This window comes from Anoxybacteroides tepidamans, assembly GCF_014201465.1.
Taxonomy (GTDB): domain Bacteria; phylum Bacillota; class Bacilli; order Bacillales; family Anoxybacillaceae; genus Anoxybacteroides; species Anoxybacteroides tepidamans.
Genome location: NZ_JACHEP010000003.1, coordinates 30,827 through 45,583, shown reverse-complemented (window position 1 = coordinate 45,583; position 14,757 = coordinate 30,827). Strand labels below are relative to the sequence as shown.

The following is a 14,757-nucleotide window of genomic DNA, read 5'->3' as shown; positions in this document are numbered from 1 at the left end:
AATGAACGCAATGATCGGCGAACTGATGACGTTATGCATGATGGCGTTTGCCTTAGGAATGGATGCCTTTTCCGTCGGATTAGGCATGGGATTTTTTCGTTTGCGCTTTAAGCAAATGTTTTATATAGGCTTTACGATCGGCGTTTTTCATATTGTTATGCCGTTATTAGGAATGTTTATTGGACGGTTTTTATCGCAGCAATTCGGCGGCATTGCCTCTTATATTGGTGGCGCGCTGTTGCTTTTATTAGGCGTGCAAATGATCGTGACTTCATTTAAGAAGGAAAACGATCCGCTCATTTCTCCTATTGGGATCGGCTTAATTTTTTTTGCCCTTAGCGTCAGCCTCGATAGCTTTTCCGTCGGACTGAGCCTTGGGATTTACGGAGCGCGCACGCTCGTGACCATTTTTTTGTTCGGTTTTTTCAGCATGCTCTTAACGTGGATCGGGCTGCTCTTGGGGCACCGCTTTCAACAATGGCTCGGAATTTATAGCGAGGTATTAGGCGGCAGCATTTTACTCGCGTTCGGCTTAAAGCTATTGTTTCCGATCTAAAGGCAGCGGATCGCTGTCTTTTTTGTACTATACTTTCAAAATGAAATTCCATTATAATAATGATATGAATAATTTGACCGACAAGGAGGATGTCATGTCGACTCGCATACTATTTGTTTGTACGGGAAATACGTGCCGCAGTCCGATGGCAGAAGCGTTGTTAAAAAATAAGCAGCTGCCGCATGTAGAAGTCAAATCGGCAGGTGTGTTTGCGCTAGATGGAAGCGATGCGTCGGAACATGCCAAAACGGTATTAACGGAAAAAGGCATTGAGATTGCCCACCGCTCTTCTTTACTTAAAAAGGAAGACATCGATTGGGCCACCTATATTTTGACGATGACTTCAGGGCATAAACAGCATGTTCTCGAACGGTTCCCGGAAGCGGATGGAAAAACGTTTACACTAAAAGAGTTTGCTTTTGGACAAGAAGGGGATGTGTTCGATCCGTTTGGCGGTTCTGTGGAAACGTATCGGCAAACGAGAGAGGAGCTAGAGCAGCTGATTGCGCAACTTGTTCAAAAACTATAGTGGGAATATACGAGGGGGATGTAGGGATGAAGAATAAAAAATATGGGTTCAGCTTGCGGTTAAAGCTCGTCGTGTTTACGACCGTGCTGGCGGTCATTACGTATTCGACAAGCGCGCTGTTTATTTATGTGCTCTATGATCTCTTTTTCAGCACATTTAATAAAAGCTTGTTCACGATTATTATATTGGTGCTCGGTATATTATGGTCCGGTCTTCTTGCCTACATTGCCGCCGGTTTTATTACGCGCCCGCTGCAGCAGCTTGAACAGGCAGCGATGAAGGCGGCGAACGGGCAAATCGATCAAGATGTGCCGCTGTCTAAATCGGATGATGAAATTCGCGCCTTAGGGCTTGCGTTTAACGAAATGCTGAAAAATTTACGAATGATGGTGCGAAATATTGAAGAAAACTTTGCGCTTACGAACGAAAAAGTTATTGAAATTACGAACGCTTCCAGCTCTGCGGTCGAGCGCTCGGAAAGCATCGCGCAGACGATTGAGGAAATTTCGAAAGGAGCGAACGACTCCGCTGTTTCGATGCAGACGACCGCTGAATCGGTCGAAGATGTGTTGCAAATCGCCAACCAAGTGCAGCAAAAAGCGCAGCAGTCGGAACAGCTCGTCACTGATATGGTCGATACGCTTCATACAAGCAAAAAAGTGATTGATTCGCTTGTCACCGGCATCCAACATTTAGCGCAAAACAACCAAGCGTCTTTAGGTGCGGTGCGCCGTTTGGAGCAGCATGCGAAAGAAGTGGAAAACATTATTTCACTTGTCGGCGATATCGCCGGACAGACGAACTTGTTGGCGTTGAACGCTTCGATTGAAGCGGCGCGCGCCGGTGAACACGGAAAAGGCTTTGCGGTCGTCGCAGAAGAAGTGCGTAAATTAGCCGATGAAAGCGCTCGGGCGGTGCAAGGTATTTCCGAGCTTATTCAAAACATTCAAAAAGAAGTCGTTCACGTCGTGGCGCAAATTAACGAACAAGTGAAGGCGGCGAATGAAGAAGCGGCGAAAGGAAACGACACGAATGAAGCGATTACGGAGATGACGAATTCGATTCACGAAGTAGCCAATGCTGTTCACCAAATTGCTGAGTTAGTGAAAGAGCAGATGAAACATATCGAAAAAACGTCTATTCAATCGCAAGAAGTGGCGGCTATTGCTGAAGAAACATCGGCAGGCGCTCTCGAAGTAACCGCTGCAACGCAAGAGCAGACAGCGATGATTAACCACGTCAATGAACTAGTGGGGCAATTAGCGGAACAGGCGCGAAAATTAAAAAATACGATCGACAGTTTTAATATGAAATACGAAAAAGAATAAACTAATGAAAAAGTCGCCTTTTATCGTTACAATGGAAAGAAAGGCGGCTTTTATTTTATTGAACAAGGAGGAACAAGCGGTGAAAGTAGCGATTGCATCTGACCATGGCGGGATCAACATTCGCCAAGAAATTAAAAAATTGATGGATGAAATGGGGATCGAATACATCGATTTAGGTTGTGAATGCGAAGGGTCGGTTGATTATCCGGATTATGCGATTCCGGTTGCGGAAAAAGTCGCAAGCGGGGAAGTAGACCGCGGCATTTTAATTTGCGGAACAGGAATCGGCATGTCGATTGCCGCCAATAAAGTGAAGGGGGTGCGTTGTGCGCTCGTTCATGATGTATACAGCGCCCGGTTGACACGTGAGCATAACGACAGCAACGTGTTGGCGATGGGAGAGCGCGTCATCGGTCCAGGCTTGGCGCGGGAAATTGCGAAAATATGGCTGACGACGGAATTTGAGGGTGGGCGCCATGCCAACCGCATCAATAAAATTCAACAATATGAACAAAAGTAGGGGGATGCAAAGATGCTTTCGGAGTGGAAGCAACAATGGCGTGCGATTTTAGCGGAATTTCGGCAACAAGTCCCGCTCTTTTCTGAACATCTTCTCGTCATCGGCTGCAGCACGAGCGAAGTGATCGGGAAAAAAATCGGAACGGCAGGCACGACAGAAGTGGCGGAAATGATTTTCGCCGAATTGCAAAAATGGCGCGATGAAACAGGGGTCCAGCTCGCCTTTCAATGTTGCGAGCATTTAAACCGCGCGCTTGTCGTGGAAAAAGAAACTGCGCTGGCGAAACAGCTCGAGATTGTTTCCGTCATTCCGGTGCGTTCCGCAGGTGGTGCGCTGGCGGAGTATGCCTACAACCATATGAACGACCCGGTCGTCGTCGAATTTCTGAAAGCGGATGCCGGCATTGATATCGGCGCTACGCTTATCGGCATGCATTTAAAACATGTCGCCGTGCCGATTCGCACATCGATCCGGCAAGTCGGACATGCTCATGTAACGTTGGCGAAAACAAGACCGAAACTAATCGGCGGCGCTCGAGCCGTGTATTCAAAGGAAAATCCGAATGCTTCGTGCACATCTTAATGATTTTGTTCATTTTTTCTTTGAATCATTCCGTGAAAAGTTGTTAAAATAGAAAGGAATATTCTCATATTTCGAAAAAAGGGGGAGCTCGTGATGAACTACTTGCCACAGCAAGATCCGCAAGTGTTTCAAGCGATTCAAGATGAACTAAAAAGGCAGCAAACGAAAATTGAGTTGATTGCCTCCGAAAACTTTGTGAGCCGTGCCGTGATGGAAGCGCAAGGCTCTGTGTTAACGAACAAATATGCGGAAGGATATCCAGGCCGCCGCTATTATGGGGGCTGCGAACATGTGGATGTCGTGGAAGATTTGGCGCGCGAGCGAGCGAAGCAACTGTTTGGCGCTGAGCATGTGAACGTTCAGCCTCATTCTGGCGCACAAGCGAACATGGCCGTTTATTTTACGATTTTAAACCATGGCGATACAGTGCTCGGCATGAATTTATCGCATGGGGGACACTTAACGCACGGAAGCTCGGTAAACTTCAGCGGCATTCAATACAATTTCGTGGAATACGGTGTGGATCCTGAAACGCACCGCATTAACTATGACGATGTATTAGAAAAAGCGCGCTTACATAAGCCGAAGCTCATTGTAGCTGGAGCAAGTGCGTATCCGCGAGTGATTGATTTTGCGCGGTTCCGCGAAATTGCCGATGAAGTGGGCGCCTATTTGATGGTCGATATGGCGCATATCGCAGGTCTTGTTGCGGCAGGTCTTCATCCAAATCCGGTGCCTTATGCGCATTTTGTCACGACGACGACGCATAAAACGTTGCGCGGTCCGCGCGGCGGCATGATTCTTTGCAAAGAAGAATTTGCGAAACAAATCGATAAAGCGATTTTCCCAGGCATTCAAGGCGGACCGCTCATGCACGTCATCGCTGCGAAAGCTGTTGCATTAGGTGAAGCGCTTGGCGACAGCTTTAAAACATACGCACAAAACGTTGTCAACAACGCCAAACGTTTAGCAGAAGCATTAGTGAGCGAAGGATTTACGCTCGTATCAGGCGGAACGGACAACCATCTGTTGTTGGTTGATTTGCGTTCGCTCGGGTTAACAGGAAAAGTGGCGGAAAACGTGCTCGATGAAATTGGAATTACGGTGAACAAAAACACGATTCCGTACGATCCGGAAAGCCCGTTTGTCACAAGCGGCATCCGCATCGGTACAGCGGCTGTTACAAGCCGCGGCTTCGGTCTTGCAGAAATGGATGAAATCGCAAGCATCATCGCTCTGGCGCTGAAAAATACCGACAATAAAGAAAAATTGGAAGAAGCGCGCCGCCGCGTTGCGGCATTGACCGAGAAATTCCCGCTTTATGCATAACAAAGTGCACCTCGTATCATTCGATTGATACGAGGTGATTTTTTGACAATTTAAGCCTCTTATTGAACAGGTATCATTTTTCCGGTAAAATGTAGGGAAATGCAACCTGAGGAAAAGAGGAGAGGGAACAATGGGCAAAGTGTACGTATTTGATCATCCACTCATTCAGCATAAACTTACATACATTCGCGACAAGCAAACGGGAACGAAAGAGTTCCGTGAACTTGTTGAAGAAGTGGCGACATTGATGGCGTTTGAAATTACGCGCGACCTTCCGCTTGAAGAAGTGGAAATCGAAACGCCCGTCAGTAAAGCGAAATCGAAAGTGATCGCTGGCAAAAAGCTTGGCATTATTCCAATTTTGCGCGCGGGAATCGGCATGGTCGACGGCATTTTGAAGCTCATTCCGGCCGCAAAAGTCGGCCATATCGGATTATATCGTGATCCGGAAACGTTAAAACCAGTGGAATATTATGTGAAATTGCCGACCGATGTTGAGGAACGCGACTTTATTGTCGTCGACCCGATGTTAGCGACAGGCGGTTCCGCGGTCGAAGCGATCACCTCATTGAAGAAGCGCGGTGCGAAAAACATTAAATTTATGTGCTTAATCGCGGCCCCAGAAGGAGTCGAAGCGGTGAAAAAAGCGCATCCGGATGTCGACATTTATATCGCAGCGCTCGATGAAAAACTAAACGACCACGGCTATATCGTTCCGGGACTTGGCGACGCCGGGGATCGTCTGTTTGGGACGAAATAATCCCCATTGTTGATCACTATGGTGCGTAGAAAACTTTACGAACGGTCAGATGGAAAAATGGAACGCTGAGTGCCAAAGAGTGCTTGGCGTTTTATGTATTTTTATGTATTTTTATGTATAATGAGAAAAAATGTTATAATAAATTTAAGAAAAGAAAAATGAATTTATAAATTGTGACAAATTATTACAATTAGAACCGTTTAATACTTTTTTCATAGTAAATACATTGACATTGGCGGACTCCTATTGTATGCTTACAAGGGGCAATAATGATAAGGTTTTCATAGTTAAAAAACCACGTTTATTTCTTTAATTTTTTGTGAATTGCATAGAGTGAGGATTATTAATTTTATGCGCCAAAATCAACGCCATCCCCTTCAAGCGATCGGTTTGATGTCCGCAATTGCGTCACAGTTGGTCGGTTCCATTTTAGTTGGCATATTCGGCGGCAGGTGGATCGATCGACATTTTGATACAGAGCCTCTTTTTTTAATTATTGGTTTACTGCTTGGGCTTACTACAGGCGTATATGCCATGTTACGAACAGTTCGTCAATATTTTTCAGGAGAATAAGTTGCATGGAAGAGCTTCAGCAAATGTTTCAAAGGCAGCGAAAATACATGTTTTATTTGCTATCCGTTTATACATTAGGCTGGGGTTTTACACAATATAAAATCATATTTTCCAGTCTGATTCTTGGCACGACCATCAGCTTTTACGGGCTATGGATATTGACTAGAAAGACAGGCCATTTCGTACAGGCAATCATCGAAGGGGAGAAAGTCCGCTCTCTTGGCACATTTTCACGTATGGCTGCTGCAGGATTGGCAGTGTTAATTGTGATTCGATATCCTCATTATTTCTCAACAATTCCGGTGGTGTTGGGATTAATGACATCCTATTTTGTCATTATAATAGATTATTTTTTTGGAAAAATACGCAAAAGCGATGGGAAGAGAGGTGAGTACTAGTGGAACACGGGTCTCCAACAGCGGAATTTTTAGGTTTTACTTTCAACTTAGCTAATATTTTAATGATTACTGTCACATCTGTGATTGTCTTTATCATTGCTGTTTTGGCAACCCGCAACTTGTCTATGAAACCAACAGGAATGCAAAACTTCCTTGAATGGGTTGTGGACTTTGTCAAAAATATTATTAAAAGTAACATGGACTGGAAAACAGGCGGACGCTTCCATATGCTTGGATTAACATTAATCATGTACATTTTCGTTGCAAACATGCTTGGTCTTCCATTTTCCGTTGTGATTGACGGGAAGTTATGGTGGAAGTCGCCGACAGCCGATCCAGTTGTCACATTAACACTCGCAATAATGGTTGTAGCACTATCTCACTACTATGGCATTAAGCTGAATGGCTTTGGTCATTATATGAAAGGCTTCTTCAGCCCGATGTGGTTTTTATTCCCGCTTAAGATTATCGAAGAATTCGCTAACACATTAACGCTTGGTTTGCGTCTTTACGGTAACATTTTCGCAGGCGAAATTTTGTTGGGCTTGCTTGCGGGTGGTTTAGCGACAGGTGTTGGTGGAACGGTTGCCGCAATCATTCCGACGATTGCATGGCAAGGCTTCAGTGTTTTTGTTGGTGCAATTCAAGCATTTATTTTCACAATGCTAACAATGGTTTATATGGCACATAAAGTGAGTCATGACCATTAATTTAATAAAAAATTAATATTTCAATAAATATTTTAAAGGAGGACTTTTAATCATGGGTTTATTAGCAGCTGCAATTGCTATCGGTTTAGCTGCACTTGGTGCAGGTATTGGTAACGGTTTAATCGTATCTCGTACAGTTGAAGGTATCGCGCGTCAGCCAGAAGCTCGCGGTATGCTTCAAACAACAATGTTCATCGGGGTTGCGTTAGTAGAGGCGATTCCGATCATCGCGGTAGTTATCGCGTTCATGGTTTTAGGTCAATAAGGCAAGCAGAAGCTCGGCGCTTTGCTTATTGAGCATCATGGTCAAGCTCGGCGTTTGGGCAATATGACTTGACAATTTTATAGCATGATGAACAAAAATCGTTCAACAATGGCGAAGATCATTCCATGAGAACCTTCGCCATTCCTTTATGTTTATAATTGACTTAGTTGAATCATCTTCATAAGGTAGCTATTTTACTAGTACTAGTAATAAACCTAACGAGCGACTCTTGAAGGGAGTGAAACGAGCGGTGTTAAACATGTTTGTATTAGGCGCTGTGGCTGAACATAGTGGATTAAACAGCGGCGATATCATTTTCCAACTACTTATGTTTTTAATCTTATTAGCATTGCTCCGTAAATATGCGTTCGGTCCATTAATGGGCATTATGAAACAGCGCGAAGAGCATATCGCTAATGAAATCGAGCAGGCAGAAAAGCATCATCAAGAAGCGAAAAAGCTGGCTGAAGAGCAGCGTGCGCTCATGAAACAGTCGCGTCAAGAAGCGCAAGCGCTCATTGAAAATGCGCGCAAGCTTGGCGAAGAGCAAAAAGAGCAAATCATTGCGGCTGCCCGCGCCGAAGCGGAGCGCCTCAAAGAAACGGCGAAAAAAGAAATCGAGCGCGAAAAAGAGCAAGCAGTCGCTGCTTTGCGCGAGCAAGTGGCTTCTTTATCCGTACTCATTGCATCGAAAGTGATTGAAAAAGAATTGACGGAACAAGATCAAGCGAAGCTGATCCAAGAGTACATTCATGAGGTAGGAGAAGGGCGATGAACAAAGAAATCGTAGCGAAACGGTATGCATTGGCTCTTTTTCAAATCGCACAACAGCAGCAGCTCCTTGATCAGTTTGAATCAGAAATTCGCGTCGTCCAGCAAGTGTTTGTGGATCAACCAGACTTTTTCGCAGTGTTAACCCATCCGAAGCTATCGCTTGAAAAGAAAAAAGCGTTAATAAAAGAAACGTTCGCAGCGCTGTCAGCACCTGTGCAAAATACGTTGCTTTTGTTGCTTGACCGCCATCGCATCGGCATCGTAGAAGAGCTTGCCGACGAATTTATCGCCCTTGCGAACGAAGCGCGCGGCGTAGCGGAAGCGACCGTTTACTCGGCTCGTCCGTTGAGCGAGGAGGAAAAGCAGGCGCTTGCCGACGTGTTCGCGAAAAAAGTAGGCAAAACAACGCTTCACATTCATAACATCATCGATCCGAGCTTAATCGGCGGTGTGAAGCTGCGCATTGGCAACCGCATTTATGATGGCAGCGTCAGCGGTAAACTAGAACGACTACAACGTCAGCTTATTGGTTAAAGATTTGTAGATAGGGGTGAAATGCATGAGCATCAGAGCTGAAGAAATTAGCGCGCTGATAAAAAAACAAATTGAAAATTATCAGTCTGAAATCAAAGTGAGCGATGTAGGTACAGTAATCCAAGTCGGTGACGGTATCGCGCGCGCTCATGGCCTTGACAACGTCATGTCAGGGGAGCTCGTGGAGTTTGCAAACGGTGTCATGGGAATGGCGCTTAACCTTGAAGAAAATAACGTCGGTATCGTTATTTTAGGACCGTATACAGGCATTAAAGAAGGTGACGAAGTGCGCCGTACAGGTCGCATCATGGAAGTTCCGGTCGGCGAAGCATTGATTGGCCGTGTCGTCAACCCATTAGGCCAACCTGTGGACGGGTTAGGACCAATCGAAACGACAGAAACTCGTCCGATCGAAAGCCCAGCTCCTGGTGTCATGGATCGTAAATCGGTACACGAGCCGTTGCAAACAGGAATTAAAGCGATTGACGCCCTTGTACCAATCGGCCGCGGTCAACGCGAGTTGATTATCGGAGACCGTCAAACAGGTAAAACATCGGTTGCGATCGACACGATCTTAAACCAAAAAGACCAAAACATGATTTGTATTTATGTCGCGATTGGCCAAAAAGAATCAACGGTTCGTAACGTTGTTGAAACGTTGCGTAAGCACGGGGCGTTAGACTACACGATCGTCGTGACCGCTTCTGCTTCCCAACCAGCACCGTTGCTATTCTTAGCGCCATATGCGGGCGTATCGATGGGCGAATATTTCATGTACAAAGGACAACACGTGCTTGTTGTGTACGACGACTTATCGAAGCAAGCGGCCGCTTACCGCGAACTTTCGCTTTTATTACGTCGTCCGCCAGGCCGTGAAGCATATCCAGGGGACGTATTCTACTTGCACTCTCGCCTCTTAGAGCGCGCAGCAAAATTAAGCGACGCAAAAGGCGCAGGTTCATTAACGGCATTGCCATTCGTTGAAACGCAAGCAGGCGACATCTCTGCTTACATTCCAACGAACGTCATCTCGATTACAGACGGACAAATTTTCTTGCAATCTGACTTATTCTTCGCAGGCGTGCGCCCAGCGATCAACGCCGGTCTTTCCGTATCGCGCGTCGGTGGTGCGGCACAAATTAAAGCGATGAAAAAAGTATCAGGTACGCTTCGCCTTGACTTAGCGGCGTATCGTGAACTCGAAGCGTTCGCGCAATTCGGTTCGGACCTTGATAAAGCGACGCAAGCGAAACTTGCTCGCGGTGCGCGCACAGTAGAAGTATTGAAACAAGGATTACACGAGCCGCTTCCAGTTGAAAAACAAGTGGCGATCATTTACGCATTAACGCGCGGATTTTTAGACGATATTCCAGTGGAAGATATTCGCCGCTTTGAAAAAGAATTTTTCGCATGGCTCGATCAAAACGGTCAGCATATCCTTGACCATATTCGCACGACGAAAGATCTTCCAAACGAAGAAGACTTCAACAAAGCGATCGAAGACTTCAAGAAAACGTTTGTCGTTTCGGAATAAAATGGCAACGGAACAGAAGGGACGCGATGCTTCTGTTCCTTGTCTCTATCAATAGATTCAGTGCAAAAAAGGTGGTGAAAACCTTTGGCATCATTACGCGATATTAAAACGCGGATTAACTCGACGAAAAAAACGAGCCAAATTACAAAAGCGATGGAAATGGTTTCCGCTTCAAAATTACACCGCGCTGAAACGAACGCGAAATCGTTTGTTCCATATATGGAAAAAATTCAAGAAGTCGTGGCGAACATCGCTTTAGGCAGTTCGAGCAACCATCCGATGCTCGTGAAACGTCCTGTGAAAAAGACAGGCTATTTAGTCATTACATCTGACCGCGGGTTAGCGGGCGCCTACAACAGCAACGTGCTTCGTACTGTTTACCAAACGATTCAAGAGCGCCACAAATCGGCGGACGAGTACGCGATTATTGCGATTGGCCGCATCGGTTTAAGCTTTTTCAAAAAGCGCAACATTCCGGTTGCTTTGCATATTACCGGTTTGCCAGACCAACCATCGTTCGCTGATATTAAAGCGATCGCGAATCAAACGGTCAATATGTTTGCCGACGGCACGTTTGATGAGTTGTATATGTACTATAACCATTTCGTGAGCGCCATTCAGCAAGATGTAACAGAACGGAAATTGTTGCCGCTCACAGATTTGGCTGCGAACAAAAAATTGACATCGTATGAATTCGAGCCTTCGCAAGAAGAAATTTTAGAAGTGTTGTTGCCGCAATACGCGGAAAGCTTAATTTACGGTGCGTTGCTCGATGCGAAAGCGAGTGAGCATGCGGCGCGGATGACGGCGATGAAAAACGCAACCGATAATGCCAAAGAACTTATTCGCACGCTTACGCTTTCATACAACCGTGCTCGTCAAGCAGCGATTACGCAAGAAATTACGGAAATCGTGGCAGGAGCCAATGCGTTGCAATAACAAAGCGTCAGGCGCTATAGAGACGTTCAAGTAGCAAGTTAGGAGGGAAAAAGATGACAAAAGGACGCGTTCTTCAAGTTATGGGTCCAGTTGTAGACGTGAAGTTCGAAAGCGGACATCTTCCTGCGATTTACAACGCCCTTAAAATTCAACATAAAGCGCGCAGTGAAAACGAAGTCGACATTGACTTAACATTAGAAGTGGCCCTTCACCTTGGGGATGATACTGTTCGTACGATTGCGATGGCCTCTACAGACGGTCTCATTCGTGGAATGGAAGTCATCGATACAGGGGCGCCAATTTCTGTTCCAGTTGGGGACGTCACGCTCGGCCGTGTGTTTAACGTATTAGGAGAGCCGATCGATTTAGGCGAAGAAATTCCAGCGGAGGCGCGCCGCGATTCGATTCACAGACCAGCGCCAAAATTTGAACAACTTTCGACACAAGTCGAAATTTTGGAAACAGGGATTAAAGTTGTTGACCTTCTTGCTCCGTATATTAAAGGTGGAAAAATCGGTTTATTCGGCGGTGCAGGTGTAGGTAAAACAGTATTGATTCAGGAGTTAATTAACAACATCGCACAAGAGCATGGCGGTATTTCCGTATTCGCGGGCGTCGGCGAGCGTACGCGTGAAGGAAACGACTTGTACCATGAAATGAAAGACTCCGGTGTTATTAACAAAACGGCAATGGTCTTCGGACAAATGAACGAGCCGCCTGGTGCGCGGATGCGCGTAGCGTTAACGGGATTGACGATGGCGGAATATTTCCGCGATGAGCAAGGACAAGACGTATTGTTCTTCATCGACAACATTTTCCGTTTCACGCAAGCAGGTTCTGAAGTTTCTGCGCTATTAGGACGCATGCCATCAGCGGTAGGTTACCAACCAACGCTTGCGACAGAAATGGGGCAATTGCAAGAGCGGATCACATCAACAGCCGTTGGTTCTGTAACATCAATCCAAGCGATTTACGTGCCAGCGGACGACTACACAGACCCGGCGCCGGCGACAACATTCGCACACTTAGACGCAACAACGAACTTGGAGCGTAAATTGTCCGAGATGGGGATTTATCCAGCGGTAGACCCGCTTGCGTCGACATCTCGTGCGCTTTCACCGGAAATCGTTGGCGAAGAGCATTATCAAGTAGCGCGCAAAGTGCAACAAACGCTGCAGCGCTATAAAGAATTGCAAGACATTATCGCGATTCTTGGTATGGATGAGCTTTCGGATGAAGACAAACTTGTCGTTCATCGCGCTCGCCGCATCCAATTCTTCTTATCGCAAAACTTCCACGTTGCGGAGCAATTTACAGGCCAACCAGGTTCTTACGTGCCTGTAAAAGAAACGGTTCGCGGCTTTAAAGAAATTTTGGAAGGAAAATACGACCATCTTCCAGAAGATGCGTTCCGCCTAGTAGGTCGCATTGAAGAAGTTGTGGAAAAAGCGAGAAAAATGGGCGTAGAAGTTTAATGAAGGGCATAGGGGGTTTTTGTCATGAAGACAATTAAAGTCAGTGTAGTTACTCCTGATGGCCCGGTGTATGAAGCGGACGTTGAAATGGTTAGCACGAAAGCAAAAAGCGGGGAGCTCGGGATTTTGCCGGGGCATATTCCGCTTGTTGCGCCGCTTGAAATTGGAGCGGTGCGCTTGAAAAAGGACGGAAAGACAGAATTGATCGCCGTCAGCGGTGGCTTTTTGGAAGTTCGTCCCGATAAAGTGACCGTGTTAGCACAGGCAGCTGAAAAAGCGGAAGATATCGATGTCGCTCGCGCGAAAGCGGCGAAAGAACGCGCGGAACGACGCTTGCAAGCGAAGCAAGACGACGTTGATTTCAAGCGTGCGGAACTCGCCTTAAGACGTGCCATCAACCGATTAGAGATAGCCGGAAAACAGTAAAGGCAGGGGATTTTCCCTGTCTTTTTTTTTATGCGATAAAACCACTGTCCTAATTTGTTATCACTATAATAACATTCGTTACAAGTAAAATGCTCGGCTCTGTCGACACATCTGGATATAAATGTTATAATGATATCGGTTACAAGTCGAAATTGTGTGATATTTTCCGCAATTTATGATGATGCTAGATAGCAAAGGGGGCTTACACGAAATTGCTCAACATCTATTTGAATAACTATTTAATCGTCTTTGTGTTTTTATGTCTAGGCGTTTTGCTTCCGGTTGTTGCTTTGACAGCAGGGCGCTTGTTGCGGCCGCATGCGCCGAATGCCGCAAAGGAAACGACGTATGAAAGCGGGATTGAACCATTTCACGATTCGCGCATTCAATTTAACGTACGCTATTACATGTTTGCGCTTTTATTTGTCATTTTTGATGTTGAAACGGTCTTTTTATACCCATGGGCGGTTGCTTATAACCGGCTCGGTCTATTTGCTCTTATTGAAATGTTGATTTTTGTGGCAATGCTTGTCATTGGGCTTTTGTATGCTTGGAAGAAGAAGGTGTTAAAATGGATGTAAAATTGCTGAATGTGCCAGAAGAAGAAATGGAAGAATTACGGCGCAACGTCTTTTTGACCACGCTCGAACAGCTAAAGGCTTGGGCGAGAAGCAATTCGCTATGGCCGTTGACGTTCGGGCTTGCTTGCTGTGCGATTGAAATGATGGGGGTCGGCTCTTCCCATTACGACTTGGACCGATTTGGCTCGTTTTTCCGCACGTCTCCGCGCCAATCGGATGTGATGATCGTCTCGGGAACGGTCACAAAAAAAATGGCGCCGATCGTCCGCCGCTTATACGATCAAATGCCGGAGCCGAAATGGGTCATTGCGATGGGATCATGTGCGACAGCGGGGGGGCCGTATGTGAAATCGTATTGCGTCGTGAAAGGGGTCGACCAAATCGTTCCGGTTGACGTCTACATCCCTGGCTGTCCGCCTAATCCGGCCGCATTAATTTACGGGATTAATAAGTTAAAAGAAAAGATTCGCTATGAAGCGAAGACAGGGAAGAAGGTGCTGTAATCGATGGGCGAAGAAAAAGATTTACAGCAATTGAAAAAAGAAGCCGCCGAGCGGGCGAAGCAGTTAGCGCGCGAACGCATGGCAGCGAAACAAGCGAGCGGTCAAACTGAACAGGCGCTCGAAGCGAACGCAGCGGAACAAAAGCAAGAGGGAGAAACGGACGAGCTTGCACTCGCCAAAGCAAAAGCAGCGGCCGCAGCGAAAGCAAAAGCAAAAGCAGCAGCGCTAGCGAAGCAGAAGGCGAAAGAAGCGGAGCAGGCAGAAGGAGCGGAGAGCGCCGCAGACGATGTAGAGCTGGCGAAGAAAAAAGCAGCGGCCGCAGCGAAAGCAAAAGCAGCAGCGCTGGCGAAGCAGAAGGCGAAAGAAGCGGAGCAGGCAGAAGGAGCGGAGAGCGCCGCAGACGATGTAGAGCTGGCGAAGAAAAAAGCAGCGGCCGCAGCG

The 14,757-nt window shown here is 46.4% G+C and carries 19 protein-coding genes and 1 pseudogene; all 20 read left to right on the top strand.

Annotated elements, in window-relative coordinates:
• Position 1 precedes the first annotated feature (1 nt).
• Positions 2–556: a manganese efflux pump MntP gene (locus tag HNQ34_RS05340; RefSeq protein WP_183252341.1), complete on the top strand. Its 555-nt coding sequence runs from the start codon at positions 2–4 to the stop codon at positions 554–556.
• A gap of 94 nt (positions 557–650) precedes the next feature.
• Entirely contained in the window at positions 651–1,085 is a 435-nt protein-coding gene (locus HNQ34_RS05335) for a low molecular weight protein arginine phosphatase (RefSeq protein ID WP_183252339.1), read from the top strand.
• A gap of 26 nt (positions 1,086–1,111) precedes the next feature.
• Positions 1,112–2,413 (top strand): methyl-accepting chemotaxis protein, encoded by a 1,302-nt coding sequence (locus tag HNQ34_RS05330; RefSeq protein ID WP_183252337.1) that lies wholly within the window; start codon positions 1,112–1,114, stop codon positions 2,411–2,413.
• A gap of 79 nt (positions 2,414–2,492) precedes the next feature.
• Complete coding sequence (rpiB, locus tag HNQ34_RS05325; RefSeq protein WP_183252335.1) at positions 2,493–2,933, top strand: ribose 5-phosphate isomerase B; 441 nt, start codon at positions 2,493–2,495, stop codon at positions 2,931–2,933.
• A 12-nt stretch (positions 2,934–2,945) separates the two neighbouring features.
• Complete coding sequence (locus tag HNQ34_RS05320; protein WP_183252333.1) at positions 2,946–3,515, top strand: TIGR01440 family protein; 570 nt, start codon at positions 2,946–2,948, stop codon at positions 3,513–3,515.
• Positions 3,516–3,608: 93 nt separating this feature from the next.
• Entirely contained in the window at positions 3,609–4,844 is a 1,236-nt protein-coding gene (glyA, locus tag HNQ34_RS05315; protein ID WP_183252330.1) for a serine hydroxymethyltransferase, read from the top strand.
• Between the two features lie 130 nt (positions 4,845–4,974).
• A complete protein-coding gene (gene upp, locus HNQ34_RS05310; protein ID WP_183252328.1) occupies positions 4,975–5,604 on the top strand; it encodes a uracil phosphoribosyltransferase in 630 nt (209 codons plus the stop codon).
• Positions 5,605–5,955: 351 nt separating this feature from the next.
• A complete protein-coding gene (locus HNQ34_RS05305) occupies positions 5,956–6,177 on the top strand; it encodes an AtpZ/AtpI family protein (RefSeq protein ID WP_183252326.1) in 222 nt (73 codons plus the stop codon).
• A gap of 5 nt (positions 6,178–6,182) precedes the next feature.
• The gene (locus HNQ34_RS05300; protein ID WP_183252324.1) at positions 6,183–6,575 is read left to right on the top strand and encodes an ATP synthase subunit I; all 393 of its coding nucleotides are present in this window, start codon (positions 6,183–6,185) and stop codon (positions 6,573–6,575) included.
• Positions 6,575–7,285 (top strand): F0F1 ATP synthase subunit A, encoded by a 711-nt coding sequence (atpB, locus tag HNQ34_RS05295; RefSeq protein WP_183252322.1) that lies wholly within the window; start codon positions 6,575–6,577, stop codon positions 7,283–7,285. The genes HNQ34_RS05300 and atpB overlap by 1 nt, the downstream gene beginning before the upstream one ends.
• Positions 7,286–7,337: 52 nt before the next feature.
• On the top strand, positions 7,338–7,550 hold the full coding sequence (gene atpE, locus HNQ34_RS05290) for a F0F1 ATP synthase subunit C (protein WP_183252320.1): 213 nt from the start codon (positions 7,338–7,340) through the stop codon (positions 7,548–7,550).
• Between the two features lie 259 nt (positions 7,551–7,809).
• Positions 7,810–8,325 carry a F0F1 ATP synthase subunit B gene (gene atpF / locus HNQ34_RS05285; protein WP_183252596.1) on the top strand — a complete coding sequence of 172 codons (516 nt, stop codon included), beginning with the start codon at positions 7,810–7,812 and terminating at the stop codon, positions 8,323–8,325.
• On the top strand, positions 8,322–8,858 hold the full coding sequence (locus HNQ34_RS05280; RefSeq protein ID WP_183252318.1) for a F0F1 ATP synthase subunit delta: 537 nt from the start codon (positions 8,322–8,324) through the stop codon (positions 8,856–8,858). Before atpF ends, HNQ34_RS05280 begins: the two co-directional genes overlap by 4 nt.
• Positions 8,859–8,883: 25 nt before the next feature.
• Positions 8,884–10,392 (top strand): F0F1 ATP synthase subunit alpha, encoded by a 1,509-nt coding sequence (gene atpA, locus HNQ34_RS05275; RefSeq protein ID WP_183252316.1) that lies wholly within the window; start codon positions 8,884–8,886, stop codon positions 10,390–10,392.
• Between the two features lie 84 nt (positions 10,393–10,476).
• Positions 10,477–11,331 carry a F0F1 ATP synthase subunit gamma gene (locus HNQ34_RS05270; RefSeq protein WP_183252314.1) on the top strand — a complete coding sequence of 285 codons (855 nt, stop codon included), beginning with the start codon at positions 10,477–10,479 and terminating at the stop codon, positions 11,329–11,331.
• Positions 11,332–11,384: 53 nt separating this feature from the next.
• Positions 11,385–12,806, top strand: a complete 1,422-nt coding sequence (gene atpD, locus HNQ34_RS05265) for a F0F1 ATP synthase subunit beta (protein WP_183252312.1) — start codon at positions 11,385–11,387, stop codon at positions 12,804–12,806.
• A 24-nt stretch (positions 12,807–12,830) separates the two neighbouring features.
• Positions 12,831–13,232 carry a F0F1 ATP synthase subunit epsilon gene (locus HNQ34_RS05260; protein WP_183252310.1) on the top strand — a complete coding sequence of 134 codons (402 nt, stop codon included), beginning with the start codon at positions 12,831–12,833 and terminating at the stop codon, positions 13,230–13,232.
• A gap of 212 nt (positions 13,233–13,444) precedes the next feature.
• Positions 13,445–13,813, top strand: coding sequence for an NADH-quinone oxidoreductase subunit A (locus tag HNQ34_RS05255; protein WP_183252308.1), 369 nt, complete (start codon positions 13,445–13,447; stop codon positions 13,811–13,813).
• Positions 13,804–14,316, top strand: coding sequence for a NuoB/complex I 20 kDa subunit family protein (locus tag HNQ34_RS05250; protein WP_027408015.1), 513 nt, complete (start codon positions 13,804–13,806; stop codon positions 14,314–14,316). The genes HNQ34_RS05255 and HNQ34_RS05250 overlap by 10 nt, the downstream gene beginning before the upstream one ends.
• Before the next feature lie 3 nt (positions 14,317–14,319).
• Positions 14,320–14,757 (top strand): annotated as a pseudogene (locus HNQ34_RS17435) (NADH-quinone oxidoreductase subunit C); the annotation flags it as partial.